The organism is Cellulosimicrobium protaetiae, assembly GCF_009708005.2.
GTDB lineage: Bacteria > Actinomycetota > Actinomycetes > Actinomycetales > Cellulomonadaceae > Cellulosimicrobium > Cellulosimicrobium protaetiae.
The window spans coordinates 2425872-2452218 of sequence record NZ_CP052757.1; the positions used below are offsets into that span (position 1 = coordinate 2425872).

The following is a 26347-nucleotide window of genomic DNA, read 5'->3' on the forward strand; positions in this document are numbered from 1 at the left end:
CGCGTCGCGCGGGGCCGTCCGCCCCGGCGGCGTCCGGACGGATCTGAGACAGGGGAGCGGCCCATGGGCGATGTGGCGAGTGGTGGCGGGACGTACGACGCGGTCGTGATCGGGGCGGGGTTCTCGGGGCTGGCGATGCTGCACCACCTGCGCGAGGCCGGGCTCTCCGTCCTCGTGGTCGACGGCGCCGGGGGAGTCGGCGGGACGTGGTGGGCCAACCGGTACCCGGGCGTGCGCACCGACTCCGAGTACCTCGCGTACGCGTTCTCGTTCTCGCGCGAGGTGCGGGACGAGTGGGACTGGAGCGAGCGCTACCCGCGCGGCGAGGAGATCCGCGCGTACCTGGAGTTCGTCGCCGACCGGCTCGACCTGCGGCGCGACATCCGGTTGGGCGCGACCGTCGAGCGGGCCGAGCACTCGGACGCCACGAACCGGTGGACCCTCACCCTTGCCGACGGGTCGTCGCTGCACGCGACCTACCTCGTGTCGGCGACCGGGCTGCTCTCTCGTCCCCTCTACCCGGAGCTCCCCGGCCTCGATACGTTCGCCGGGCCCGCGTACCACTCGGCGAGGTGGCCGCACGAGGGGGTGGACCTCTCCGGCAAGCGCGTCGGGCTGATCGGCGTCGGCGCCTCCGGGATCCAGATGCTGCCCGAGCTCGCGGACCAGGCGGCCCACGTCACCGTCTTCCAGCGCACCCCGAACTACGTCCTGGAGACGACGAGCCCCGCGGTCACCGCGGACGAGCTCGCCGCGCTGCGCGCCGACTACGACGCGGTCTTCGAGCGGGCCGCCCAGCATCCGTTCGGCGTGCCCATGGAGATCCCGACGCGGTCCGCGCTCGAGGTGGACGACGACGAGCGCCGCCGGGTGTTCGAGTCCCGGTGGGAGGCGGGTGGCTTCCGGTTCGCCAACGAGTGCTTCACCGACCTCGTCTCCAGCCCCGAGGCGAGCGCGCTCGCGTCCGAGTTCCTCCGCGGCAAGATCCGCGAGATCGTCACCGACCCCCGGACGGCCGACGCGCTCAGCCCGTCGACGTACACCTTCATGGGCAAGCGACCACCCACGGGCCACGGCTACTACGCCGCGTACAACCGGGAGAACGTCGAGCTCGTCGACGTGCTCACGACCCCGATCGCGCGGGTCACGCCGCGCGGCGTCGTCGTCGCCGCGGACGGGTCCGGGGAGGTCGAGCACGAGATCGACGTCCTCGTGCTCGCGACGGGCTTCGACGCCATGACCGGCGCGCTCACCGCGTTCGACGTCGTGGGGCGCGACGGCGTGACGCTGCGCGAGCGCTGGGAGCGCGACGGGCTGCGCACGTACCTGGGGATCTCCGTGCACGGCTTCCCCAACTTCTTCCTGTCGCTCGGGCCGCAGACGCCGCTGTCCAACCTGACCGTGCCGGTCCAGCGCGGCGCGCAGTGGCTCCAGCGCGCGCTCGCACACGCGCGGGAGAACGGCGTCGAGCAGCTCGAGGCCACGCGCGAGGCCGAGGAGTGGTGGTACGAGGAGACCGAGCGCGCCGGGCGGGCCACGGTCATGTACGAGGAGGGCAAGAAGGCCGGCGCCTGGTTCGTCGGCGGCAACGTGCCCGGCAAGCGCGCGGAGATGGCGGTGTACCTCGGCGGAGGACCCGTCTACCAGGACGAGTGCGCACGGGCCGCGGCGGAGCAGTACGCCGGGTTCCGCCCGGGTTCGGGGTTGCCGACCGTCCACGTGCCGACGGCCGCCGTCGAACCGGTCCCGGTGCCGTCTCGAGGCTGACAGGCGGGTGCGGTGCGCCCCCTGCGCGCACCGCACCCGCCTCGCTGCTCGCGGGACAGCCCGGTCAGCAGTACAAGCCCGAGCCCGGGGCCACGCCCAGGACCTCGGTGATGCGCGCGTACCGGTCGACCCGGGACTGGACGGACGCGGGGTTGCCGCCGTCGCACTCGAGCGCACCGTTGAGCGAGTTGATCGTCTGACCGAACCCCGAACCGCTCACCATCGCCTCGTGGGAGGTCATGACGCCCGGACCGTTCTGGGTGTTCCAGTACCAGAGCGCCGTCTGCCAGGCGATCGACGGGTCCTCCTCGACGAGCCACGGGTCGTTCAGCAGGTCGATCCCGAGCGCGTCGCCCGCAGCCTTGTAGTTGAAGTTCCAGCTGAACATGATCGGCCCGCGACCGTAGTACGCCGTCTGGCCGGCGGGGCAGCCGAACGGCTGGGACTGGTCGCACTTGATCCAGTAGTTCGCCTCGTTGATCTCCTTCACGTACCGCAGCCCGACCGACTCGAAGTCGGCGTGCGTGAGGAACGCGGCGACCTCGCGCGTCCGCGTCTCGAGCGTGCCCGTGCTCGCGAACGCGGGGTACGCACCCAGCGCGTCGACGAACCCGTCGTACGTGTAGAACGGGTGCCTGTTCGGGAAGATCGCGTCGAACTCCGCGCGGCTGACGACGAAGTCGTCCCCGCCCCCGACGCACCGGCCCGCGTCGACCCAGACGCTCGTCGACCCGGGCGTCTCGCGCTGCGTCCACCAGCGGGCTGTCCAGTTCCGGCCGTGGTGCGACGCCGTCTGGCCGCCCGAGTAGGCCGTCGTGGCCGACCACGTCGCGGCACACGTGGAGGCGGCGGCGCTCGCGGTGGACGTGTCTGCGCTCGCCGGCGCGGCGAGCGACGCGGCGACGACGGTCGACACCAGCGCTGCTGTGACGGCCGTGAGGGCGCGCCGAAGGCCTGTAGTCATGAATCCCCCTGCTCTCGATGCGGCATCGTTACCGCCGCTCACAAACCTAGCGCGCGCGACGCATCGCGACAAGCAAGACCTGGGACGTTCTGCGCCAGCCGGGTGATCGCCCCGCTGACCGGGCGAGAGACTTGGGGCGCCACGGTCTCGCGGAGAGGTCGGGCGCCGTGGCGCCCGAGTCCTTGAGCAGCGGGGCCGTCGAGGGGCCCCTCGTCGCTGCCGGCTTCTGGTTGGACGCGTTCGACCATGATCGCCGCACGAGACGCTCTGAGCGAGCGGTTCTCTACGTGGCTCTCGCCTCGCGCGGACGGGCTCTGAGGGCTGACGCGTCGCCGTCACACTCGCCGTGCACGGCGGAACGGCGCCCGGCCGGCACCGGAGCGGTGCGGGTCGGACGCCGTTCACGGTCATCCTCCGGAGGGCCTGAGGGCCCGCCGATCAGATGTCGTAGTAGAGCTCGAACTCGTGCGGGTGCGGGCGCAGGCGGATCGGGTCGATCTCGTTGGTGCGCTTGTAGTCGATCCACGTCTGGATGAGGTCCGGCGTGAACACGTCGCCCTGCGTGAGGAACTCGTGGTCGGCCTCGAGGTTGTCCAGCGCCTCGGCGAGCGAGCCGGGGACCTGCGCGATCTGCGCGTGCTCCTCGGGCGGCAGCTCGTAGAGGTCCTTGTCGATCGGCTCCGGCGGCTCGATGCGGTTCTTGATGCCGTCGATGCCGGCGAGGAGCTGCGCGGCGAACGCGAGGTACGGGTTGGCCGACGGGTCCGGGACGCGGAACTCGACGCGCTTCGCGGCGGCGGACGAGCCGGTCACCGGGATGCGGATGCACGCGGAGCGGTTGCGGGCCGAGTAGACCAGGTTGACCGGGGCCTCGTAGCCCGGGACCAGGCGGTGGTAGGAGTTCACCGACGGGTTGGTGAACGCGAGGAGCGACGGGGCGTGCTTGAGCAGGCCGCCGATGTACCAGCGCGCGAGGTCGGAGAGACCGCCGTAGCCCTTCTCGTCGAAGAACAGCGGCTTGCCGTCCTTCCAGAGGGACTGGTGCGAGTGCATGCCCGAGCCGTTGTCGCCGAAGATCGGCTTCGGCATGAACGTGACGGACTTGCCGGCCTCGAACGCCTCGTTGCGGATGACGTACTTGAACTTCATCAGGTCGTCGGCCGCGTGGAGCAGCGTGTTGAAGCGGTAGTTGATCTCCTGCTGGCCGGCGGTGCCCACCTCGTGGTGCGCGCGCTCGACCTCGAGGCCGACCTGCTCCAGCGTCGCGCACATGTCGTCGCGCAGGTCCGCGAAGCGGTCGGACGGGGAGACGGGGAAGTAGCCGCCCTTGTAGCGCGTCTTGTACGCGAGGTTGCCACCCTCCTCCTCGCGGCCCGTGTTCCACGCGGCCTCGATCGAGTCGAGGTAGTAGAAGCTCGAGTGCTGGTTCGTCGCGAAGCGGGCCTCGTCGAAGAGGTAGAACTCGGCCTCGGGCGCGAAGAACGCGGTGTCGGCGATGCCGGTGGAGCGCAGGTACGCCTCGGCCTTGGCCGCGATGTTGCGGGGGTCGCGCGAGTACGGCTCACCCGTGAACGGGTCGACGATCGAGAAGTTCACGACCAGCGTCTTGCGCTTGCGGAACGGGTCCACGAACGCGGTCTTGACGTCCGGCACGAGCTTCATGTCCGACTCGTGGATCGCCTGGAAGCCGCGGATCGACGACCCGTCGAACATCAGGCCGTCCTCGAACGCCGACTCGTCGAACTGCGAGACGGGGATGTTGAAGTGCTGCATGATGCCGGGCAGGTCGCAGAACCGGACGTCGACGAACTCGACGCCTTCGTTCCGCGTGAAGGCGATTGCCTCCTCCGCGTTGTTGAACATCCGTTGCTCCTTGATCGGGTGGTGCCGTCGGGCTGCGCGGCGAACCTGCCGCTGTCGTGGCGCCCACGAACCTAGGCCGAGGCGGTTTCCCCGCCGTGTACCCATTGTTTCGGTCGTGTTACGTCCTGCGTCCCCGTGTGACGTTCGTGCTACACGAGGGCACGCTGCAGCCGCCGGCGGGCGGTGTGCCGTTCGGCACGATACCGCCGGGGGACGCGACGGCGTCGGGGGTGTCCATGTCGCGGCACGTACCCTGGTCCCGTGGTTTCACGCGAGGACATGGGTTCGTGGCTCGAGGGCTCCCCGAGCGGTCAGCAGGACGGCCGTGGTGCGCGGCTCGGGCTCCCGCCCGACGGGCCGGGGTCGCTCGCGACCCTGGGTCGGCGCGTCGTCGCGCTCGTCATCGACTGGGTGCTCGCGACGCTCGTCGCCTTCCTCTTCTTCAAGCCCGCTGCGCCGGGCTTCTTCGAGGGCATCTCCGCGCTCCCGGTCTGGTCGCAGCCGCTCGTCTTCGCGATCGAGAACGTCCTGCTCGTGAGCACGCTCGGCTTCACGGTCGGGCACCGGGTGATGGGGATGCGGGTCCGCCGCCTCTCCGAGCCCGCGCGCATGGTCGGCATCGGCCGCGGCGCGCTGCGCACCCTGCTCCTGTGCCTCGTCATCCCCGCGGTCGTGTGGGACGCCGACGGGCGCGGCCTCCACGACCGCGCCGCGGGCACCGTCCTCGTCCGCACCTGACGGCGGCTCCGGGCGGCGCACCCGCTCTCCCTGCCGCCCAGAGGGCCCGGGCTACCCGGACGACGACGCCCGGCCGGTGAGGAGCGATCCTCGCCCGGCCGGGCGTCGTCGTGCAGCAGGAGAAGCTGGGTCAGCGGCCCTTGAGGCCCTTGCGGTCGGGGCGGGCGCGCGTCGGGTCGATGCCCTTGGGGATCGGCAGGCGCGAGACCCCGAGCGCGCGCAGGCGCTTGGAGACCTCGGCCGTCTCCGGCTTGGTGAGCGTCGGCTTGAGCTTCTGGACGGCGCGCGGGAGCTTGGGCAGGGCGACCTGGCCCTCCTCGTCGCCGACCTGGATCGTCGTGATCGGCACGTTCGGCAGCACGCGCGCGACGCGCTTGCGCTCGGCGTCGAGCTGACGCTTCGCGCGGTGCGCCGGGCCCTCGCTCACCAGGACGACGCCGGCCCGGCCGACGCCGCGGAACACGAGGTCCTGCGTGCGCGGGTCGATCGCGACGGGCTCCTCGTCGAACGTCCAGCCGCGGCGGATCGTCCCGAGCGCGGCACGGGCGGCGCCGGGCTGGCCCTCGATCTGCTTGTAGGCGGCACGCTCGGCCCGACGCGTGAGGACGAACATCGCGCCCAGCGCCGCGAACGGGATGCCGACGATGAGGGTGTAGACCCACTGGCCCCACCACAGGCCGATGCCGAGCGCGACGGCGATGATGCCGACGAACACGCCGAGCATGACCCACGTGACCGCCGGGTCCTGCTTGCGCGTCATCTGGTACGCGGCCCACACCTGGTGGTACCAGCGCTGCTTCTTGGGCTTCTTCTGCTTCGCGACCTGCTCGCCGGCGGCGGGCGCGCCGGTGCTGTCCGAGTTCTTGCGGGCCATGGCGGTCAGTCTAGTGGGGGGAACGGGCCAGCAGGCTCGCGGCCTCCTGGCGGGACGTCGTCGGCTCGGCGAGGTGTGCGAGCGCGGCGGGAATCTCCATGCCGCGGCGCGTCATGGCCTGGCCCCACAGGCGTCCCGCGCGGTACGACGACCGCACGAGCGGGCCCGACATGACGCCGAGGAAGCCGATCTCCTCCGCGGCGTCCGACAGCTCGACGAACTCCTCGGGCTTGACCCACCGGTCCACCGGGTGGTGACGCAGCGACGGGCGCAGGTACTGGGTGATCGTCACGAGGTCGCAGCCGGCGTCGTGCAGGTCCTGCAGCGCGTCCTTGGCCTCGTCGATCGTCTCGCCCATGCCGAGGATGATGTTCGACTTGGTGACGAGCCCGGCCTCGCGCGCCCGCGTGAGCACCGAGAGCGAGCGCTCGTAGCGGAAGCCCGGGCGGATCTGCTTGAAGATGCGCGGCACGGTCTCGAGGTTGTGCGCGAGCACCTCGGGGCGCGACGCGTTCACCTCGTCGAGCAGCTCGGGGATCGCGTTGAAGTCCGGGATGAGCAGCTCGACGCCGGTGCCCGGGTTGAGCTGGTGGATCTGACGGACGGTCTCCGCGTAGAGCCAGGCACCGCCGTCGGGCAGGTCGTCGCGCGCGACGCCCGTGATGGTCGAGTAGCGCAGGCCCATCGCCTGGACGGACTCCGCGACGCGACGTGGCTCGTCCGCGTCGAAGTCGGCCGGCTTGCCCGTGTCGATCTGGCAGAAGTCGCAGCGCCGCGTGCACTGGTCGCCGCCGATGAGGAACGTCGCCTCGCGGTCCTCCCAGCACTCGAAGATGTTGGGACAGCCCGCCTCCTCGCAGACCGTGTGCAGGCCCTCGCGCTTCACGAGCCCCTTGAGCTCGGAGTACTCCGGGCCCATGGTCGCGCGGGTCTTGATCCACTCGGGCTTCTTCTCGATCGGCGTCGCGGCGTTGCGGGCCTCGACCCGCAGCATGCGCCGTCCTTCAGGTGCGATCGTCACGGGTGTCTCCCGGTCGTCGTGGCGAGTGAGCGCCGACGTCGCGCCGAGCAGGCAGGTGGGCGGCGCACCGTTCGGGTGCGCGCCCTGGTACGACGCCGGACTCCGGTCAGACTACGCGCTCGCCACCGGCGTCTCCCGCGCCTCGCTCACCCTGTGGACGTGACGTCAGCGACACCCCGGTCACGACGAGCAGGACCGCGGCGACGACGGGCAGCGCGAAGGCAGCCGTCGTCGAGACGGCGTCGGCGAGCGCGCCGCCGCCGGACGCGCCGATCGCGACGCCGACGACGTTCGCGCTCGCGACGAGGGTCATGGCCGACGCCGTCCGCCCGGCGGGCGCGCGGTCGCCCGCGACCGTGAACACCGTGACCATGACGGGCCCGACGAACAGACCGGTCGCCGCGACCGCGACGACGACGGCCGTCAGCGAGCCGCTCGCGGCCGCGAGGGCAGCGGAGACGACGAGGGCGACCGTGCCCGCGACGAGCCCGGCGGCGAAGGTGATCCACCGGCTGCGCAGGCCCCAGTGGCGGGGGAGCGCGACGACCGACAGCGCGGTGACGGCGGAGCCCACCCCCATGACGGCGTAGACGAGACCCGCGCTCCCGGGCGCGCCGGCGTCGCGGGTCAGCGCGGTGAGCGCGGCCTGGGTCCCCCCGAACAGCAGACCCATCGCGAGCATCCCGACGAGCACGACGGCCTCGCGCCGCACGAGGGTCGCGATCCCGACCGACCGCCGGCCAGGCGCTGCCTCGCCCGGGTGCAGGGCGTCGTCGGGCACGACGGAGGCCCGCGGGACGACCGCGCGCGCCGTCGGGTGGAGCGCGAACGCGGTGCCGAAGACGGCGATGCCGCTCGCTGCGACGAGGACGGCGACCTGCGGCGAGCCGGTGGACGCGAGCACCCCGACGAGCGCGGGCCCGAGCACGAAGCTCACCTCGTCCGCGGTGCTCTCGTAGCTCATCGCGGCCTCGACGGTGCGTGGCTCGTCCGCGGCGAGCCGGAGCCAGCGCACGCGCGCGAGCGGGCCGACCTGGGGCGCGCTCGCGCCTGTCACCGCCGCAGCCGCCAGGACGGCAGTCGTCGCGCCGGGCGCGGAGGCGGCGAGCACGAGGCCGAGGACCGCGAGCGTCGCCACGGGGACGGCGACGAGCAGGACCCGGCGCTGGCCCACGCGGTCCGCGAGCGCGCCCTGGGTCGGACCGCCGAGCGCCGTCCCCAGCGCGGTCGCGGCCGAGGCGAGCCCGCCGAGCGCGACGGACCCCGTCGTCGACGACACGAGGAGCAGCGTCCCGATGGTGAGCATCGAGAAGGGGAGCCGAGCGAGGAACGCCACGGGGAGGAATGCGCGCCCGGCGAGCTGGGGCAACCGGCCGTAGCCGGTGCGCGCGGGTGCCGCGGGCGGTTCGGGCAGGGGTGGGGTGGTGCGGGCGCGCGACTCCGCGCGCGCGGGGGTGGTGGTCATGCGGTCCAGGTCCTCGGGGTACGTCCTACCGCGCGCCGACCCACCCGTACTCCGGCGCGCGAGGATTCCCTGGAGTCCCCAGCCTAGCCCGCGAGCGCTTCCTGCGGGGCGGGCCGGGGCGCGTCGTCGGTCACGGTCGCGGCGAGCAGCGGCGCGAGCGCGTCCTCCAGCGCGGTGACGAGCAGCGGCGCGACCTCGGCGAGGGTGACCTCGCGCCCGAGCTCGGCGGTGAGCGACGTCACGTCGGCGTCCTCGATGCCGCAGGGGACGATCCGGTCGAAGCGGGAGAGGTCGGGGGCGCAGTTGAGGGCGAGCCCGTGCATCGTCACGCCTTTGGCGACGCGCACGCCGATCGCGCAGACCTTGCGCTCGCGGCGTGTCTCGTCGGCCGCGACCCAGACCCCGCTGCGCCCCTCGACGCGCATCGTGGCGAGGCCGAGCCGTGCGCACACGTCCATGACGGCCTCCTCGAGCGCGCGCACGTACGCGACGACGTCGACGGGCTCGGCGAGCCGCACGATCGGGTACACCACCTGCTGCCCGGGGCCGTGCCAGGTGATCTTCCCGCCGCGGTCCACGTCCACGACGGGCGTGCCGTCGTCGGGCCGTTCGTCACGACGCGTGCGGCGGCCGGCGGTGTAGACGGAAGGGTGCTCGACGAGGATCAGGGTGTCCGGCCGGGCGACAGCGACGACGTCGTCGTGCACCGCGCGCTGGAGGTCCCAGGCCTCGTGGTACTCCGTGATCCCGGGCAGCGCGAGCAGGTCCATCGGCCCAGGCTAACCCTCGTCGTGAGGAGTGCGGGGCAGGGTCTCGAGCAGGGCCAGCAGGGCGTCCCGCAGCGCCGCGACCTGCGCGTCGTCGAGGCCGCGGGTCGCGAGCTCCTCGGCGGGGCGACGACGCGCGGCGGCCAGACCGGCGTCGCGACCGGCGGGAGTGATCGCGACGGCGCGACGGCGCCTGTCGGTGGGGTCGTCTGTGCGGGTCACGTACCCCGCGCGCTCGAGCCGGGCGACGACCCGGCTCATGGTCTGCTCGGTCACGCCCGACTCCGCGGCGAGCACGCGCTGCGAGCGAGGGCCCGCGAGGAGGTGCATGAGCACCGGGAAGCCCGCGTGGTTGAGGTCCCACTGCCCGAGGTGGGCGTTCCACTCCCGCTCGATCCGGCGCGCGACAGCGAACAGGAGGCGGCCCGTGGCCCACTCCTGGGGGTCGGCGGGCGTGGGGTCGCCGACGTCCGGGTCGGCGTACGGCCCGGTGCGGTCCCTCGGTGACTGCTCCAACGTGCATTCCTCCCTCCACCATGGCACCATTCCTCAGCATGCTGAGCAATCGGACGGGCGGGTTCCTCCGCGGACTGATCATTGTCGCAGTCATCGGTCTGTGGATGGCCATCGGCGCACTGGGCGGCCAGGCGCAAGGTCGCCTGAGCAGCGTCCAGACGAACGACGCCGCCGCGTTCCTCCCGGCCAGCGCCGAGTCCACGCGCGCGGCGGAGGTCGCGCAGGAGTTCACCGACTCCGAGACGCTGCCCGCGCTCGTCGTCGCGACGACCGGCGACGGGAGCGCGCTCACGCCGGACGACCTCGCGGCGCTCGACGCCTACGCGAAGGCCGTGCCCGGGGCACCGCTCGAGGGGACCTCGGGCGACGAGCCCGCCACCGTGGGCGACGTCTCGATCGCCGACCCGGTCGTCGTGCCGTCCGAGGACGGGGAGGCCGCGCTCGTCGTCGTCTCGCTCGACGCGTCCGTCGCGTCCGACCGCATCGGGGCGGACGAGAGCAGCGTGAGCGAGCTCGCCGTCGGCGCGCTGCGCGACCTCGCCGCCGCGGACGCGGCCGACGGCGGCCTCGCCGGCACGTCGCTCGACGTGTGGGTCACCGGCCCCGCCGGGTTCGTCGCCGACCTCGTCACGGCGTTCGGCGGGATCGACACCGTGCTGCTGCTCGTCGCGCTCGGAGCGGTGCTCGTCATCCTCGCGGTCGTCTACCGGTCGCCGATCCTGCCGTTCATCGTCATCCTCACGGCCGTGCTCGCGCTGACGCTCGCCGGCCTCGTCGTGTACCACCTCGCCGCCGCCGACGTGCTCACGCTCAACGGGCAGTCCCAGGGCATCCTCTCGATCCTCGTCGTCGGCGCCGCGGTCGACTACTCGTTGCTCGTGGTGGCCCGCTACCGCGAGGAGCTGCGCCTCGTCCGGTCGACGCCGACGGCCCTGCGCCGTGCCGTGCGGGCCTCGGTCGAGCCGATCGCGGCGAGCGCCGGCACCGTCATCGCGGGCCTCCTCTGCCTGCTCCTGTCCGACCTGTCGTCCAACCGGAGCCTCGGCCCCGTCGCCGCGATCGGCATCGCCGCGGCGTTCGTCGCCGCGCTCACGCTCCTTCCCGCCCTGCTGCTCGTCGCCGGCCAGCGGTCCCGCGCGCTGTTCTGGCCGCGCATGCCGCGGTACGACGCCGAGCACGCGGCCCACGAGGCCGCTGCCGACCAGGCGTCGCCCGAGAGCGAGAACAGCGTGAGCATCGACGGGCACGGCGTGTGGTCGCGCGTCGCGAGCTTCGTCGGGCGCCACGACCGGCGCGTGTGGATCGTCACGGCACTGGTCCTCGCCGCGTGCGCGGCGTTCGTCCCGACGCTCGACGCCGAGGGGACCGGCGACTCGGAGGTGTTCCTCGCGGACGTCGACTCGGTCGCGGGCGAGGAGGCGCTCACCGCGCACTTCGAGGGCGTGTCCGCGCAGCCGGCGACCGTCGTCGCCCCCGAGGCGGACCTCGACGCCGTCGTCGCGGCCGCGGAGGGCACCGACGGCGTCGCCGCGGCGACCCCGGTCACCGACCAGCCCGCCGTCGCTCCCGGTGCGCCCGCCCAGGGCGACCCGCTCGTCGTCGACGGGATGGTCCGCGTCGACGTCACGACCGAGGCGCCGTCCGACAGCCAGGAGGCGGTGGAGACGGTCTCCGCGCTGCGCGACGCCGTGCACGAGGTCTCACCGGAGGCCGTCGTCGGCGGTGCCGCGGCCGAGCGCCTGGACACCCAGCTCGCCGGGCAGCGCGACCTGCGGGTCATCGTGCCCGTCGTGCTGGTCGTGATCCTGCTGATCCTCATCCTGCTGCTGCGGTCCGTGCTCGCGCCCGTGCTGCTGATGCTCGCGAACGTGCTGTCGTTCGGTGCCGCGCTCGGCGTCGCCGCGATCGTCTTCAACCACGTGCTGGACTTCCCCGGCGCGGACCCGGCCGTCCCGCTCTACGCGTTCTGCTTCCTCGTCGCGCTCGGCGTCGACTACTCGATCTTCCTCATGACGCGCGTGCGGGAGGAGAGCCTGCGGGTCGGGACGCGGCGCGGCGTGCTGCGCGGTCTCGCGGTCACCGGGTCGGTCATCACGTCGGCGGGCGTCGTGCTCGCGGCCACGTTCGCCGCGCTCGGGATCATCCCGCTGCTCTTCCTCGCCCAGCTCGCGTTCATCGTCGCGTTCGGCGTCCTCGTCGACACCCTCGTCGTGCGGTCGCTCCTCGTCCCCGCCCTCGTGCACGACGTCGGCCGTCGCTCCTGGTGGCCGAGCGCCCTCGGACGCCTGGACCGCGGACCGGGGGAGCCTTCTCAGCCCGCCGGGAGCGGCTCGGCGGGGCAGTCGGCCAGCACGCGCGCCATCGCCTCCGACTCCGACGGCGTGACCGAGAGCTCGTAGGTGGCCTTCACCGCAATCTGCCGCGCGACGTACGGGCAGCGGAACGCGTGGTTCGGGGGCAGCCACGCCGACGCGTCGCGCGCGCCCTTCGACTGGTTCGACGGACCGTCGGACGCGAGGAGGTTGAGCGGGTCGTTCGCGAACTGCCGGCGCGTCTCGTCGTCCCAGGCGCGGGCGCCCTTGCGCCACGCGTCGAGCAGCGGGACCACGTGGTCGATCTGCACCGCCATGCTCGTCGCGTTGCCGCGGCGGAAGTCGATCGTCTCGCCCGTGTACGGGTCCTGGAACGTGCCGGTCCGCACCTCGCAGACCTCGCCCCGGGTCGAGAACGTGAGGTCCGTGAGGTCGCGCGCGAGGACGTCGTTGCGGGTGTCGCACCCGTTGCCGTCGACGTCGGCCCACGCCGCGCCGAACAGCGATCGCTCGTACCCGGTGTCGGGCCCCGGACCCTTGACCTCCAGCCGGGCCAACGCCTCCAGCGCGCTCCCCGGGGTCGGGTCGGGCTCGTCGTCCGCCGCGACCGACTGCTGGTTGATGACGTTCGCGACGACGATCGCGACCGCCAGCGCGATGAGCAGGTAGCGCAGGACACTCCGACGAGGGACTCGGCGGCTCGTGGTGCTCAAGGGACGACCTTCCCGAAACCGATTCTCGGCCCGACCCGCGCGAGACGGCACGCAGCGCTCCATACCGGACCAACGCGCACATTCTGCCAGGTATCGGAGGGTGCCCCGACCACCGCTCGACAGCCCGCCGGAACCCGTCGTGGCCGCCGCTAGATTGGTCGCCATGGACACCGCCGCACGCACGCTCAGGGTCGGGATCGTCGGGTACGGAGGCGCCGGCCGCGGCATCCACGCGCGCCTCGTGCGCGAGGCCGGGCACGTCGTCACGGCCGTCGTGGTCCGCTCGCCGGAGCGCCGCGCGTCGGCGCAGGAGGACTGGCCCGGTGTCCACCTGCACGACGACCTCGAGTCGCTCCTCGCCGATCGCGACGCGTACGACGTCGTCGTGGTCGCGAGCCCGTCGGCCCTTCACGCCGACCACGCCACGGCGCTCGCGCGTGCCGGGGTGCCGGTCGTCGTCGACAAGCCCCTCGCGCTCGGGGCCGTCGCCTCCGCCGCCGTCGTCGCGACCGCCGAGGAGGCGGGGACGCCCCTCACGGTCTTCCAGAACCGCCGCTGGGACCCCGAGCAGCTCACCCTGCGCTCCGTGCTCGACCGGGGCGAGCTCGGGCGCGTCCACACGTTCGAGCGTCGGTGGGAGCGGTGGCGCCCGGTGCCGCAGCAGCGCTGGAAGGAGAACGACCTCGTCGGCGGCGGCCTGCTGCTCGACCTCGGGCCGCACCTCGTCGACTCGGCGACCCAGCTCTTCGGGCGCGTCACGGGTGTCTGGGCCGAGCTGCGCTCGCACACCACCCCGACCGAGGACGACGTGTTCCTCGTGCTGCACCACGAGCCCGACGGCGACGGGAACGCCGTCGTGAGCCGGCTCTGGGCGGGCTCCGTCGTCGGCGCCCCGGGGCCGCGCACGCGCGTGCTCGGGACGGCCGGGGCGTACGTCGTCACGACCTTCGAGAACGACGCCTCGCCCTTCGAGGTGTTCGACGACGCCGCCCCCGACGGCACCCTCGGCTGGGTCACGCGCGGGCGTGAGCGCGAGCCCGTCGCGCAGGCACCGGGCGGTCACGCCGACTTCTACCGCGCGGTCGCGGCCTGGGTCCTCGACGGCGGTCCCGTCCCCGTGGACCCCCGCGACGCCGTCCGCACCGCCGAGGTCCTCGACGCCGCACGCCGCAGCGCCCGCGACGGGTGCCTCGTCGCCGTCTGACCCGCACCGAACGACCCGTCGGCGGGCGAACCGTGGCGCGTGAAGGAGAACCGTGGCCGGCCGAGGTAGAACCGTGGTCGCGCGAGTCCGCGGGCGGGGCTCCGTCCACGCGACGACGCGACTCAGGACCGCGGTGGTCGACGGCGGGCGGTGGGGGCGGACGCGCCCGCGCGCGCCGCGGGACCCGGCCCGCGATCCGGCCTGTGGACAACCGCTCCGAGGGCTCCGGCACGGGGTGAGATGGGGGTATGCCGTCGTCGCCCCGCCGTCCGCGACCGTCCGCCGAGCCGGACCTCGACCTCGTGACGGCGCTCGCCGTGGCCGGGTGGTCCGTGCGCCGGGAACCGGGCGCCCGCGGCGGGACGGTCGCGCACGACGGCGCAGGGACCGTGTGCGAGGTCGAGCGGCTCGTCGCCCCCGCGGAGCCCGCGGCCCGCGACGCCCTGGTCACGCACCTCCGCGAGCTCTCCCGCGAGAGCGAGCACCTGCGGTCGGTCCGCGACGTCGTCGAGGCGGGGGAGTCGACGCTCGCCGTCCTCGTCGACCACGTCGACGGGCTGCGTCTCGACGAGCTCGCCGCGGCCCGGGAGCCGTTCCGGGCGGCCGAGGCGGTGACCGTGCTCGTTCCCGTGGCGCAGGGACTGGCGGGTCTGCACCGGTCCGGTCGTGTCCACGGGAGCCTGGACGCCGCGTCCGTCGTCGTCACGCCCAGCGGCCGTGCGGTCCTGACGCCCCCGTTGACGCCCGCGAGCGGGACGGCGGCCGACGACGTGGGTGACCTCGCCCGGCTCGTGCTCGACCTCGTCCCGCCGCCGGCGACGAGCCACCCCTCCTACCGGGCCCCCGACGACCCGGACGAGGCGCGTGACCTCGCGGCGCTGCACGCCGAGCTCTCCGTGGCGTTGCGCGACGAGCCCTCGGCGCGCCCCGCGGTGGGGACCTTCGCGGCGCGCTGCTACGACGCGGTCGAGCCGCGGCCGGTCGTGATGCCCGATGCCGCCCGCCTCGTCGCCGGGGCGTTCGGCGGGCGTCGCACGTCGTCGCCTGCGTCAACCGGGTCGCCGTCGCCCGCGCTGCCGACGCCCACGTCGCGGCGCGCGCGGCGGGATGCCGGCGGTGCGCCACGGGGATCGCGCCGGTCGCGCGCGCACGGGAACGGGGGGCGCGGGAGCGCACGACGACGAGGCGCCGTCCGCGCGGTGGTCGTGAGCGCCGGGATCGTCCTCGCGTGCGGAGGCCTCGTGGCGGTCCTGGCGTTCCTCGGCCCGACGGGGTCGTCGCCGGAACGTGACGACCCCGTGCCAGGCACGGTGGCGACGACCGACGGCGCGGCGCCGCCTGCGGACGCGGTGCTCGACCCCGCCGACCCGAGCAGCGCCGCGCGGGAGCTCACCGCGCGTCGGCTCGCGTTGCTGACCGACGGCGCCGGGGACCTGTCGTCCGTCGTCGTCGCCGGTTCACCGGCGGAGGCGCGCGACGCCGCGGTGCTGGTCGAGCTCGACGGTGTGGACGTGCTCGATGCGCAGGCGGAGGTCTTCGACGCGCGGCCGGCGGAGCCGTGGTCCCCCGCGACCGCGGGGGCGGACGGACCCGTGGACGCGGTCGTGGAGGTGGACTACGCCGTCAGCCCGCACCGCCAGCGCACCGACGAGGGGGAGGTCCACGTGCCTGCGACCCCGCGCACCACGGTCGTCCTCGTGCTCCGCTGGACGGACGGAGGGTGGCGGGTTCTCGAGGTGCGGTGACCGGGCGCGTCGACGGCACCGTGAGCCGACGGCACCGTGACGAGGGAGCTCAGAGGTTCTCGGCGACCCAGCGCGCGGCGTCGTCGAGGTGCGGGTCGGAGTACGTGAAGCCGCTCGCCTCGAGCACGGTCGGCAGGGCGCGCTGGGAGCCGAGGATGTCGGACGCGAGCTCTCCGAGCACGACGTGCAGCGCGATCGACGGCACGGCCAGCACCGCCGGCCGGTGCAGCTCGTGCGCGAGCGCCCGCGTGACCTCCGCGTTCGTCGCGGGGTGGGGCGAGCACAGGTTGACCGGGCCGTGCACGGGCGCGGTGAGCAGGTGCCGCAGCGCGTCGACCTCGTCGCGCAGCGTGATCCAGCTCCAGTACTGGGTGCCGGGGCCGAGCCGCCCGCCGACGCCGAGCCGCAGCAGCGGCAGGAGCCTGCCGAGCGCGCCGCCCTCGGAGGACAGCACGATCCCCGTCCGCGCGTGGACCACCCGGACGCCCGCCTGCTCGGCCGGGGCCGTGGCTGCCTCCCACTCGCGGACCAGCCGGGCGAGGAAGCCGTCGCCCGACGCCGAGGTCTCCGTCAGCACCTGTGCGCCCCGGTCGCCGTAGTAGCCGATCGCGGAGCCCTGGACCCACACGGGCGGCGGCGCGTCGAGGCCGGCCATCGTCCGGGCGAGGAGGCCGGTGGTCCGCGTCCGGGACGTGACCAGCGTCCGCTTGTACTGCGTCGTCCACCGGTGGTCGCCGATCCCCGCGCCGGCGAGGTTCACCACGGCGTCGGCCCCCTCGATCGCACCGGGGTCCAGGACACCCGCGTCGGGGTCCCACTCGTGCTCGTCGGACGTCTGCGGCGCGCGCCGCACGAGCCGGCGCACGTGGTGGCCGTCCTCGCGCAGCCGCTCGAGCAGCTCGCCGCCGATGAATCCGTGCGAGCCCGCCACGACGATGTCCATGGGACCACGCTACGGGTCCGCGACGACCCTGCGCACCTGTGGCGGGGAACTCCTCCGCGGCCCGGCGCCGTTGCCGGTGCGGATACGCCGAGGGGCCCCGACCGTGACGGTCGGGGCCCCTCGGTGGTGCGTCAGGGGACGCGGCCTGTCAGAGGCCGACCTCGGCCTCGAACGCGCCCTCCTCGATGCGGTTCTTGATCGTGGTGAGGAAGCGCGCTGCGTCCGCACCGTCGACCAGGCGGTGGTCGTACGACAGGAAGATGAAGCACGTCGAGCGGATGCCGATCGTGTCGTTCCCGTCCGCGTCCGTCACGACGACCGCGCGCTTGGTGATGGTCCCCGTGCCGAGGATCGCCACCTGGCCGACCGGGACGATCGGCGTGTCGAAGACGGCGCCGCCCGAGCCGGTGTTCGTGATCGTGAACGTCCCGCCCGCGAGCTCGTCCGGCCCGACCTTGTTGGCGCGCGTGCGCGAGCCGAGGTCGGAGATCTTGCGCGCGATGCCGGCGAGGTTGAGGTCGCCCGCGTCCTTGATCACCGGGACGACGAGGCCGCGCTCGGTGTCGACCGCGATGCCGACGTTCTCCTGGCCGTGGTAGGTGATCTCGTCCTCGGCGAAGGTCGCGTTGATCTTCGGGTAGGCCTTGAGCGCCTCGACGGCGGCGAGCGTGAAGAACGGCAGGAACGTGAGGTTGGCACCCTCGCGCGCCTTGAAGTCCGCCTTGGCGCGGTTGCGCAGCGCGGCGACGCGCGTGACGTCGACCTCGACGGCCGTCGTGAGCTGGGCCTGGGTGCTCAGCGCCTCGACCATGCGGCTCGCGACGAGCTTGCGCAGGCGGCTCGTCTTCTCGGTCGTGCCGCGCAGCGGCGAGACCGCCGGGACCGGGGCCTTCTTCGGAGCACCACCGGCCGCGGGAGCGGCGGGTGCGGCCGCCGCGGGAGCCGACTTGGCCTCCTCCGCCTTGCGCGCGGCGTCGAGCACGTCCTCCTTGCGGATGCGGCCGCCGACGCCCGTGCCCGTGAGGGACGAGAGGTCGACGCCCTTGTCCGCGGCGAGCTTGCGCACGAGCGGCGTGAGGTAGGTGCCGCCGGCCTTCGCGGCCGGAGCCGGGGTCGCACCCGGAGCCGACGGCGCGGCCGGCTTCTCGGCGGAGGGGGCGCTCGGCGCCTGGGCGGGCGTCTCCTCCTGCGCGGCCTGCGCGGGGACGTCCGCCTCGCTCGCGGGCGTGCGCGCCTCGGTCGGCGCCTCGGCAGGAGCGGACTCCTGCTTCGGGGCCTCCTGGGCGGGCTGCTCGGCCGGGGCCGCGGGTGCCGCGGCCGGGGCGGCGCCCGACCCGACGATCGCGAGCACGGTGCCGACCTCGACGGTCTCGTCCTCCTGGACGAGGATCTGCTGGACGGTACCGGCGACGGGGGAGGGGACCTCGGTGTCGACCTTGTCGGTCGAGACCTCGAGCAGCGGCTCGTCGACCTCGACGGTGTCGCCGACCGACTTGAGCCACCGGGTCACGGTGCCCTCGGTGACGGACTCGCCGAGCGCCGGGAGCTTGATCTCCTCGCCCCCGCCGGCGGAGTCGCCGGACGGCGCGGGCTGCTCGGCCGGAGCGGGTGCTGCGGGCGCCTCCTGGGCGGCGGGCTGCTGGGGCTCGGGCTCGGGCTCGGCCTGCGGGGCGGGGGCCTCGGCCTCGGCGGGGGCCGGCGCGGAGCCGCCACCGCCCGAGCCGTCGCCGATCACGGCGAGGTTCGCGCCGACCTCGACGGTCTCGTCCTCCTGGACGAGGATCTGCTCGAGGGTGCCCGCGACGGGTGACGGGATCTCGGTGTCGACCTTGTCGGTCGAGACCTCGAGCAGCGGCTCGTCGACGGCGACGGTGTCGCCGACCGACTTGAGCCAACGGGTGACGGTGCCTTCGGTGACGGACTCGCCGAGGGCCGGCATCTGCACGTTCTCAGACATGACCTGCCTGGTCTCCTTCGATCGTTGGGGTCAGTTGTGGGCGTGCAGAGGCTTGCCGGCGAGTGCCAGGTGCGCCTCTCCGAGTGCCTCGTTCTGGGTGGGGTGGGCGTGGACCAGTGCGGCGACGTCCTCCGGGTACGCCTCCCAGCCCACGATGAGCTGCCCCTCGCCGACGAGCTCGCCGACGCGCGCGCCGATCATGTGCACGCCGACGACGGGACCGTCCTTGCGACGTACGAGCTTCACGAAGCCGCTGGTCGCGAGGATCTTGCTCTTGCCGTTGCCGGCGAGGTTGTACTCGAGGGACTCGACCTGGTCGGCGCCCCACGTCTCGATCGCCGCGGCCTCCGTGACACCGACGGACGCGATCTCCGGCTCGCAGTACGTGACGCGCGGGATCGACGACTCGACGATCGGCGTCGGGTCGAGCCCGGCGATCTGCTCGGCGAGGAAGATGCCCTGGGCGAACCCGCGGTGCGCGAGCTGGAGCCCGGGGACGATGTCACCCGCGGCCCAGATGTTCCCGACGCCCGTGTGCAGGCGCTCGTCGACGATCACGAACCCGCGGTCGAGCGTGACGCCCTGCGCCTCGAACCCGAGGTCCGCGGTGCGCGGGCCGCGCCCGACGGCGACGAGCAGCAGCTCGGCCTCGAAGGTCTTGCCCGACTCGAGGGTGACGGTGACGCCCGAGTCGGTCTCCTTGACGCCCGCGAACCGGTCGCCCAGGGAGAACTTGATGCCGCGCTTGCGGAACGCGCGCTCGAGCGACTTCGACAGCGCCTCGTCCTCGTTGGGCACGAGGTGAGGCAGTGCCTCGACGATCTGCACGTCGGCGCCGAAGGACTTCCAGACGCTCGCGAACTCGACGCCGATCACGCCGCCCCCGAGGACGACGACCGACTTCGGGACCCGGTCGAGCCCGAGAGCCTGGTCGGAGGTGATGACCCGCCCGGCGATCTCGAGGCCCGGCAGGGAGCGCGAGTACGAGCCGGTCGCGAGCACGACGTGGCGGCCGGTGTACCGGGTGCCGTCGACCTCGACGGTGTCCTGCGACACGAGCCGGCCGTGGCCCTGGACGAACGTGATGCCGCGCGAGGACACGAGTCCCTGCAGTCCCTTGTAGAGACCGGCGACGACGCCGTCCTTGTAGCTGTTGACGCCCGCCATGTCGATGCCGTCGAACGTGCTGCGGACGCCGAACCTCGCGCCCTCGCGGGCGCCGTCGGCGAGCTCGGCCGCGTGGAGCAGGGCCTTGGTGGGGATGCACCCGTTGTGCAGGCAGGTACCACCGAGCTTGCCCGACTCGACGAGCGCGACGGAGAGACCGAGCTGGGCGGCGCGCAGCGCGGTGGCGTAGCCGGCGCTGCCTCCGCCCAGGACGACGACGTCGAATGGTGTGCCGGGTTCGGCCACGTGCGACTCCTTCAGCGAGGGGAGAGCGAGGGCGGACGTCCACGGCACGTCGACGGGCCGGACGGGAACCGCGGGCCCACGGTGCGTGAACGTTCTCCGGGTGCCATCTTGGCACCTCGGGCACGGGCTCCCCAATCGAAACCAGGGCCTCGCGGCTGTGACGCTGGAGACAGCGGCACCCACCGGAGGACCAGGGTCACGCTGTACCCTGCCGCTGTGCCCCGGCTGCCCAAGCTCTCCAGCCTGTTCTCGCGCCGTCCCGCGACGACCACGTCCGCGAGCGGTCCCGGTGCCGCGCCGTCGGACGCCCGCCGTGCGACGCTCGCGCACCTCCAGGACTTCGTGCGCACGCGCGTCGGGGTCGAGGCGTACGTCGAGCCGCCCACGCAGGACACGGGCGCGACGCTGCTGCTCATCGCGACGACGGGCGAGTGGACGCGGCGGCGCGTCCCGGACGAGAAGACGGCGTTCGACGTCGCCGGCTCGCTGGGCGTCCCCGTCTACAACGTCCGCTTCACGGGCTACCCGCAACGCATGCGGGACTGGAACTCGCGCCAGCGCCGGAGCTCCTGACCGCCGACCAGGCGATCTTCCAGGGTCGAGCAGGTGGTCCTGGTCCGTCCGGTGGACCTGACGGACCAGGACCACCTGCTCGGCGAGGGGTCGGTCAGCGGCGGGTTCGGGCCTCGACCAGGTGGAGGAGGGTGCGGACGGCGACGCCCGTGCCGCCGACGGGGGTGTAGCCGTGCGCGGAGCTCTCGTTGAACGCCGGGCCGGCGATGTCCAGGTGGGCCCACGGCGTCTCGCCGACGAACTCCTGGAGGAACAGGCCCGCGACGAGCATGCCGCCGAACCGGTCGCCGATGTTCGCGAGGTCCGCGACCTTCGACTTGAGCGACGCGCCGAGCTCCTCGGGCAGCGGCATGGGCCAGAACTGCTCGCCCGCGGCGTCCGCGGCCGCGACGACCTCGGCGCGCACGTCGTCGGCGCCCATGACGGCGGAGACGCGGTTGCCGAGCGCGACCATCTGCGCGCCGGTGAGCGTCGCGACGTCGAGCACGACGTCCGGCTTCTCCTCGACCGCGGCGACGAGGCCGTCGGCCATGACGAGGCGGCCCTCCGCGTCGGTGTTGAGCACCTCGACGGTCTTGCCGCCGCGGATCGTGATGACGTCCGACGGGCGCTGCGCGGTGCCCGACGGCATGTTCTCCGCGAGGCACAGCCAGCCCGTGACGGCGACGGGCAGGCCGAGGCGCGCGGCCGCGATGACCGTCTGGAGCACGGCGGCGGCGCCGGCCATGTCGGACTTCATCGCCTCCATCCCCTTGGCGGGCTTGATCGAGATGCCGCCCGAGTCGAACGTGATGCCCTTGCCGACCAGGGCGACCTTCGCGGCCGGGCGCGACGGGGCGTAGGCGACCTTGACGAGGCGCGGCCCGCGCGCCGAGCCCTGGCCGACGCCGACCAGACCGCCGTACCCGCCCGCGGCGAGCGCCTTGTCGTCGAGCACCGTGACCTTGAGGCCCTTGGCGCCCGAGTCCTTGACGGCCTGCTTCGCGACGTCGGCGAACGCGGCCGGGAAGAGGTCGTTGGGCGCCGCGTTGACGAGGTCGCGCGTCGCGTTGACCGCGGCCGCGACGACCTTCGCACGCTCGACGGCGGCCTTGGCCGCGGAGCTGCGGGCGCCCGTGGCGAGGACCTCGACGGTCGCCGGCGGGCGGCTCGCCGCCGACGCGTCGCCCGTGCGGTAGCGCGCGAACGCGTAGGCGCCGAGCAGCGCGCCCTCGGCGACGGCGCCGAGCTCTGCCTCGTCCTCGACGGGGAGCGCGACGGCGACCGACGCCGTCCCCGCGAGCGCGCGCAGTGCGGCACCGGCGGCGCGGCGCAGCGCCTCGGCGCTGAAGGTGCCGTCGGCGCGTCGCGCGCCGAGGCCCACGAGCACGAGGACGTCGGCCTTGAGCTCGGGCCCGGCGGGCACCTTGCGGACCTCGTCGGCCGCGCCCGTGATGCCGAGCGCGGGTGCGAGGTCCTCGAGGGCGGCGACCACCGGGCGGGGCAGGTCGCCCCCGACGATCGCGACGCCGTCGGACGTCGTGTGGGTGCCGACGACGAGCGCGTCGACCTTGGCACCGGCGGGATTCTTGCTGGAGACGGTCAGTTCAGCCACCCCGCGATGCTATCCCCGGGGACGCCGCCCCTGCCCCCGCGCGGTCGGCGAGACCTGCGGACGGATTCCGTGGCCGCGCGTCGCCCCCGGTACGCTCGGCCGCGTGGTCCTTCCCCTCCTGCTGCTCGTGGTCGCGGCGTGCGTCGCGCTCGCCGGGTGGGCCGTCGTGTTCGTCGCGCGCGACCGTGCGGTGATCCTGCGCCAGCTGTGGGGCGCCGCGGTGATCGAGGGGCTGATCCTCGTGCAGGCCGTCGTCCTGGGCGTGCTCGGCGCCACCGGGACCGCGCCGAGCGACCCCGTGCTGCTGTGGGGCTACCTCGTGACCACCCTCTTCATCCTGCCCGTCGCCGCGCTGTGGGCGTTCGCCGAGCGCTCGCGCTGGAGCTCGGTCGTGCTCGCGGTCGCCGCGCTCACGGTCGCGTTCCTCGAGTGGCGGCTGTGGCAGATCTGGAACGCCTGACCTGGAGGTCCACGCCATGAGCGCACCCTCCGCCCCCGACGGGACGGACTCCTCGGCGACGCCGACGGCGCACGGCACGACGCCTCGACCGCGGCGTACGAACACCGGCTTCGGGCGGGTGCTCGTCGCCGTGTACGGCATCTTCGCCCTCGCGGCCACGGCCCGGGCCGCGGTCCAGCTCCTGCGCGACTGGCACGAGGCACCCGTCGCCTACGCCCTGTCGGCGCTCGCGGCGGCCGTGTACGTCGTCGCCACGGTCGCGCTCGCGCGCGGCGGTTCCGTCGCGCGCCGCGTCGCGTGGGTCGCGGTGGGCGTCGAGCTCGTCGGCGTGCTCGCCGTCGGCGCCTTCTCGCTCGCCGACCCCGAGGCCTTCCCCCGTGCCACCGTCTGGTCCGGCTTCGGCCAGGGCTACGGCTACGTGCCGCTCGTCCTGCCGTTCGTGGGGCTCTGGTGGCTCTGGCGCACCCGTCCGGGCGCGTCCACGGGGAACGCCGCCGCACCGACGGAACCCGCCAGCACCGACACCACGACCACCGACGCCCCGGAGGACGCCGCATGACCCGCCGCCGCCCGGTCCTGTACGGACTGCTCTTCGACACCGTCTTCCGCCGCATGGACCCCGAGCGTGCGCACCACGTCGCGTTCGACCTCATCGGAGCCGTCGGCCGCGTGCCGGTGCTGCGCGACGTCGTGCAGGGGGCGCTCGCGCCGTACCTGGGTCGCGCGGCCGGGGGCCGGGGCAGCGTCGAGGTCCTGGGCAAGGTCTTCCCCGCGCCGTTCGGCCTCGCGGGCGGGTTCGACAAGGACGCGCGCGCCGTGCGCGGACTCACGATGCTCGGTTTCGCTTTCGTCGAGATCGGCACGGTCACCGCGCACGCGCAGCCGGGGAACGAGAAGCCGCGGCTGTGGCGCGAGCTCGACGTGATGGGCGTGCGCAACCGCATGGGCTTCAACAACGAGGGCGCCGCGGCGGCCGCCCGCCGGCTCGAGGCGCTGCGCTCGACGAGGTCGGGGCGTGCCGTGCTCGTGGGCGCCAACATCGGCAAGACGAAGGTCACGCCCACGGCCGAGGCCGCGGCGGACTACGCGACGAGCGCGGGCCTGCTCGCGCCCTGCGCCGACTACCTCGTGGTCAACGTCTCGTCGCCCAACACCCCGGGGCTGCGCGACCTCCAGGAGGTCGAGTCGCTGCGCCCGATCCTCGTGGCGGTGCGCGAGGCGGCCGACGCCGCGACCGCGGGCGCGGGCGTCGCCCGGGTGCCGCTGCTCGTCAAGATCGCGCCCGACCTCGCGGACGAGGACGTGGACGCGGTCGCCGACCTCGTCGACGAGCTCGACCTCGACGGCGTCGTCGCCGTGAACACGACCATCGGGCACGACCGCGGACCGGGCGGGCTGTCCGGGCCGCCCGTCCGTGCACGGGGGCTCGCCGTGGTCGCACGCCTGCGCGAGCGCCTGGGCCCGCGCCGGGCGATCATCGGCGTCGGGGGCATCACGACCGCGCACGACGCCCGTGACTACCTGCACGCGGGTGCCGACCTCGTCCAGGGGTACACCGGGTTCCTCTACCAGGGCCCGCTCTGGGCGGCGCACATCAACCGGTCGCTCGTGCGCCACCCGGAGCCGGGCGAGCACGTGCGGGGCGCCGAGGCGAGGGAGGCACGATGATCCGGCCGCAGTGGGTCTGGGAGCTCGACGACGCGGAGGGCCGGGCCCTCGTGTCGCCCGTGAGCCCCGTCTTCACGACGCAGTACGACGCCGAGCAGTGGCTCGGCGAGACGTGGCGCACGCTCGCCGCCGAGGGGGCCGCGGTCGCGAGACTCCTGCACGACGGCACGCAGGCGACCGCACCCGTGGAGCTCCGCTCCCGCTGACCTGCTGGTCAGGAGTCAAGACCGGTCCGGGAACGGTCTCACCCCGCGACGCGGGTCCATGCAGCGACGAGCCGCGGCACCGCCCGCTGCAGCTCCTCGGGCGGGCGTGAGAACGTGAGGCGCAGCCGGTCCGTGGCGGTGCCGTCGGGGGTGAACGTCGGGCCGGCGTTGACGAGGACGCCCTCCGCGGCCGCGGCGGCGGCGAACGCCTGCGCGACCGGCGCGCCGAGGTCGACCCAGAGGGACAGCCCGCCCTCGGGTACCTGCACGCGCCAGTCCGGCAGCGCGTCCCCCAGGAGCCCGCACAGCAGGTCGCGCTGTGCGCGCAGCATCCGGCGGCGCTCGGCGAGCACGCTCTCGGCGTCGTCGAGCAGCTCGACGACGGCCAGCTGCTCGAGCACCGCGGACGCGATGTCGGCGGACTGCCGCGTCCGCGCCAGTCGCGCGACGAGGTCGGGGTGGGCGCGGACCCAGCCGACCCGCAGCCCGCCCCAGAACGACTTGGACGCCGAACCGACGGTGACCACGTAGGGCGACGTCCCGTCGCCCGCGAGCGGTTCGGCGACGGGTCCGACGGCGTCCGGGTCGCCGTCGAGGTCGAGGTCGGTGAGGGTCTCGTCCCCGACGACGGTCACGCGGTGGCGCGCCGCGGCGTCGCGCACCCCGGCCCGCTCCTCGGGGGTGAGCGTGTAGGCGGTCGGGTTGTGGAAGTCGGGCACGAGGTACACGAGGCGTGGTGAGACCTGGCGCAGCGTCGAGCGGAAGAGGTCGACGTCGAACCCGGGCGCGTCGTGGCCGTGGCCGTCGTGCGGGTCTCGGTCGCCGCGCCCGACGGGGACCGGCACGAGGCGTGCTCCCGCGCGCCGCAGCGCCTCCATCGCGTGGTAGTACGTGGGCGACTGCACGACGGCGCGGTCACCGGTGCCGAGGAGCGTCCCCGCGAGCGTCGTGATGGCGTGCTGGGCGCCGGTCGTGACGAGGACCTCGTCGGGCGTCGTCGGCGTGCCGCGCCGGGTGTGGTGGTCGGCGACGGCCTCGCGCAGCACCCCGACGCCGTAGGGCTCGTACCCGCCGCCGGACAGGTACTCGGGCAGTCGCTCGAGCGCGCGCGAGTACGCGGCGTGCAGGCCGCTCGGGGCGGCGGAGGTCGCCTGCGAGAGGTCGGCGAGGTCGATCGGCGCGGCGTGGGCGGCGGGCGCGGGCGGGGCGTCGCCCCCGGGTGCGCGTGGTGCGGTCCGAGGCCGGGTCGCTCGGGGTAGCACGACGACGGTCCCCGAGCCCGTGCGCGAGCGCGCGAAGCCCAGCTCGCGGAGCCGCCCGTACGCGGCCGCCGTCGTCGTGCGCGAGACGCCGAGCGCCGCCGCGAGGTCGCGCTCCGACGGGAGCCGCGTGTGCGGGGCGAGCGTGCCGGCGAGGACGGCGGCGCGCAGGCCGTCGGCGAGCGCGGTGTAGGCCGGGCCGCCCGCGTGCCAGCGTCCCAGCAGCCGGGCTGCGGCTGCGGGGGAGAGGTGGCGGTGGACGTCGACGGTCCCGACCGGGGCGAGGCTCATGAGGCCACTATCTCGCCATTGGCTATGGATGTCG

Annotated in this window: 23 protein-coding genes; 10 read left to right on the forward strand and 13 right to left on the reverse strand. The window is 74.1% G+C overall.

Features of this window, described 5'->3' with window-relative positions; translation table 11 throughout:
• Nucleotides 1-63: 63 nt before the first annotated feature.
• Nucleotides 64-1767 (forward strand): flavin-containing monooxygenase, encoded by a 1704-nt coding sequence (locus FIC82_RS10230; protein WP_154798479.1) that lies wholly within the window; start codon nucleotides 64-66, stop codon nucleotides 1765-1767.
• A gap of 64 nt (nucleotides 1768-1831) precedes the next feature.
• Here the strand turns inward: FIC82_RS10230 and FIC82_RS10235 are convergent, their stop codons facing one another.
• Together FIC82_RS10235 and glnA are read right to left on the reverse strand one after the other, a co-directional pair.
• The gene (locus FIC82_RS10235) at nucleotides 1832-2731 is read right to left on the reverse strand and encodes a glycoside hydrolase family 19 protein (protein ID WP_154798480.1); all 900 of its coding nucleotides are present in this window, start codon (nucleotides 2729-2731) and stop codon (nucleotides 1832-1834) included.
• A 438-nt stretch (nucleotides 2732-3169) separates the two neighbouring features.
• Nucleotides 3170-4594 carry a type I glutamate--ammonia ligase gene (glnA, locus tag FIC82_RS10240; RefSeq protein ID WP_154798481.1) on the reverse strand — a complete coding sequence of 475 codons (1425 nt, stop codon included), beginning with the start codon at nucleotides 4592-4594 and terminating at the stop codon, nucleotides 3170-3172.
• Between the two features lie 261 nt (nucleotides 4595-4855).
• Between glnA and FIC82_RS10245 the strand changes: the two genes are divergently transcribed.
• Nucleotides 4856-5332: an RDD family protein gene (locus FIC82_RS10245; protein WP_168731713.1), complete on the forward strand. Its 477-nt coding sequence runs from the start codon at nucleotides 4856-4858 to the stop codon at nucleotides 5330-5332.
• A 130-nt stretch (nucleotides 5333-5462) separates the two neighbouring features.
• Here the strand turns inward: FIC82_RS10245 and FIC82_RS10250 are convergent, their stop codons facing one another.
• The 5 genes from FIC82_RS10250 to FIC82_RS10270 all read right to left on the reverse strand — a co-directional run bounded on the left by FIC82_RS10250 (nucleotide 5463) and on the right by FIC82_RS10270 (nucleotide 9975).
• Nucleotides 5463-6206: a DUF4191 domain-containing protein gene (locus tag FIC82_RS10250; protein ID WP_154798482.1), complete on the reverse strand. Its 744-nt coding sequence runs from the start codon at nucleotides 6204-6206 to the stop codon at nucleotides 5463-5465.
• 10 nt (nucleotides 6207-6216) lie between these two features.
• On the reverse strand, nucleotides 6217-7227 hold the full coding sequence (gene lipA, locus FIC82_RS10255; protein ID WP_168731714.1) for a lipoyl synthase: 1011 nt from the start codon (nucleotides 7225-7227) through the stop codon (nucleotides 6217-6219).
• Nucleotides 7228-7333: 106 nt separating this feature from the next.
• Nucleotides 7334-8692 (reverse strand): MFS transporter, encoded by a 1359-nt coding sequence (locus FIC82_RS10260; protein ID WP_154798483.1) that lies wholly within the window; start codon nucleotides 8690-8692, stop codon nucleotides 7334-7336.
• Nucleotides 8693-8775: 83 nt separating this feature from the next.
• Entirely contained in the window at nucleotides 8776-9462 is a 687-nt protein-coding gene (gene lipB / locus FIC82_RS10265; protein ID WP_154798484.1) for a lipoyl(octanoyl) transferase LipB, read from the reverse strand.
• A 9-nt stretch (nucleotides 9463-9471) separates the two neighbouring features.
• Nucleotides 9472-9975: a MarR family winged helix-turn-helix transcriptional regulator gene (locus tag FIC82_RS10270; RefSeq protein WP_253691028.1), complete on the reverse strand. Its 504-nt coding sequence runs from the start codon at nucleotides 9973-9975 to the stop codon at nucleotides 9472-9474.
• A gap of 104 nt (nucleotides 9976-10079) precedes the next feature.
• Between FIC82_RS10270 and FIC82_RS10275 the strand changes: the two genes are divergently transcribed.
• A complete protein-coding gene (locus tag FIC82_RS10275) occupies nucleotides 10080-12374 on the forward strand; it encodes an MMPL family transporter (RefSeq protein WP_336240018.1) in 2295 nt (764 codons plus the stop codon).
• On the opposite strand, the gene FIC82_RS10280 is transcribed toward FIC82_RS10275, so the two are convergent.
• Nucleotides 12287-13000 carry an HNH endonuclease family protein gene (locus FIC82_RS10280; RefSeq protein WP_253691030.1) on the reverse strand — a complete coding sequence of 238 codons (714 nt, stop codon included), beginning with the start codon at nucleotides 12998-13000 and terminating at the stop codon, nucleotides 12287-12289. The genes FIC82_RS10275 and FIC82_RS10280 overlap by 88 nt on opposite strands.
• Before the next feature lie 163 nt (nucleotides 13001-13163).
• Here FIC82_RS10280 and FIC82_RS10285 point away from each other — a divergent pair, with 163 nt between their 5' ends.
• Together FIC82_RS10285 and FIC82_RS10290 are read left to right on the forward strand one after the other, a co-directional pair.
• On the forward strand, nucleotides 13164-14204 hold the full coding sequence (locus tag FIC82_RS10285) for a Gfo/Idh/MocA family protein (protein ID WP_154798488.1): 1041 nt from the start codon (nucleotides 13164-13166) through the stop codon (nucleotides 14202-14204).
• A gap of 248 nt (nucleotides 14205-14452) precedes the next feature.
• Nucleotides 14453-15949 carry a hypothetical protein gene (locus tag FIC82_RS10290; protein WP_154798489.1) on the forward strand — a complete coding sequence of 499 codons (1497 nt, stop codon included), beginning with the start codon at nucleotides 14453-14455 and terminating at the stop codon, nucleotides 15947-15949.
• 49 nt (nucleotides 15950-15998) lie between these two features.
• Here FIC82_RS10290 and FIC82_RS10295 read toward each other — a convergent pair whose 3' ends face one another.
• The 3 genes from FIC82_RS10295 to lpdA all read right to left on the reverse strand — a co-directional run bounded on the left by FIC82_RS10295 (nucleotide 15999) and on the right by lpdA (nucleotide 20262).
• Nucleotides 15999-16892, reverse strand: coding sequence for a TIGR01777 family oxidoreductase (locus tag FIC82_RS10295; protein WP_154798490.1), 894 nt, complete (start codon nucleotides 16890-16892; stop codon nucleotides 15999-16001).
• Between the two features lie 148 nt (nucleotides 16893-17040).
• Nucleotides 17041-18849 carry a 2-oxoglutarate dehydrogenase, E2 component, dihydrolipoamide succinyltransferase gene (sucB, locus tag FIC82_RS10300; protein WP_154798491.1) on the reverse strand — a complete coding sequence of 603 codons (1809 nt, stop codon included), beginning with the start codon at nucleotides 18847-18849 and terminating at the stop codon, nucleotides 17041-17043.
• Nucleotides 18850-18879: 30 nt separating this feature from the next.
• Entirely contained in the window at nucleotides 18880-20262 is a 1383-nt protein-coding gene (gene lpdA, locus FIC82_RS10305; RefSeq protein WP_168731715.1) for a dihydrolipoyl dehydrogenase, read from the reverse strand.
• Nucleotides 20263-20487: 225 nt separating this feature from the next.
• Here lpdA and FIC82_RS10310 point away from each other — a divergent pair, with 225 nt between their 5' ends.
• The gene (locus tag FIC82_RS10310) at nucleotides 20488-20835 is read left to right on the forward strand and encodes an oxidoreductase (protein WP_418884355.1); all 348 of its coding nucleotides are present in this window, start codon (nucleotides 20488-20490) and stop codon (nucleotides 20833-20835) included.
• Nucleotides 20836-20929: 94 nt separating this feature from the next.
• Here the strand turns inward: FIC82_RS10310 and FIC82_RS10315 are convergent, their stop codons facing one another.
• Nucleotides 20930-22429, reverse strand: a complete 1500-nt coding sequence (locus tag FIC82_RS10315) for a leucyl aminopeptidase (protein ID WP_168731716.1) — start codon at nucleotides 22427-22429, stop codon at nucleotides 20930-20932.
• 103 nt (nucleotides 22430-22532) lie between these two features.
• On the opposite strand from FIC82_RS10315, the gene FIC82_RS10320 reads away from it, so the two are divergent.
• From FIC82_RS10320 to FIC82_RS10335, 4 genes are read left to right on the forward strand one after another with little or no spacing between them, the layout of a single operon-like run.
• A complete protein-coding gene (locus FIC82_RS10320; protein ID WP_168731717.1) occupies nucleotides 22533-22889 on the forward strand; it encodes a hypothetical protein in 357 nt (118 codons plus the stop codon).
• Nucleotides 22890-22905: 16 nt separating this feature from the next.
• Nucleotides 22906-23448 (forward strand): hypothetical protein, encoded by a 543-nt coding sequence (locus FIC82_RS10325; protein ID WP_154798492.1) that lies wholly within the window; start codon nucleotides 22906-22908, stop codon nucleotides 23446-23448.
• Nucleotides 23445-24557, forward strand: coding sequence for a quinone-dependent dihydroorotate dehydrogenase (locus FIC82_RS10330; protein WP_154798493.1), 1113 nt, complete (start codon nucleotides 23445-23447; stop codon nucleotides 24555-24557). Before FIC82_RS10325 ends, FIC82_RS10330 begins: the two co-directional genes overlap by 4 nt.
• Nucleotides 24554-24763 (forward strand): hypothetical protein, encoded by a 210-nt coding sequence (locus tag FIC82_RS10335; protein WP_154798494.1) that lies wholly within the window; start codon nucleotides 24554-24556, stop codon nucleotides 24761-24763. Before FIC82_RS10330 ends, FIC82_RS10335 begins: the two co-directional genes overlap by 4 nt.
• Before the next feature lie 38 nt (nucleotides 24764-24801).
• Here the strand turns inward: FIC82_RS10335 and yczR are convergent, their stop codons facing one another.
• Entirely contained in the window at nucleotides 24802-26313 is a 1512-nt protein-coding gene (gene yczR, locus FIC82_RS10340; protein WP_154798495.1) for a MocR-like transcription factor YczR, read from the reverse strand.
• Between the last annotated feature and the right edge of the window lie 34 nt (nucleotides 26314-26347).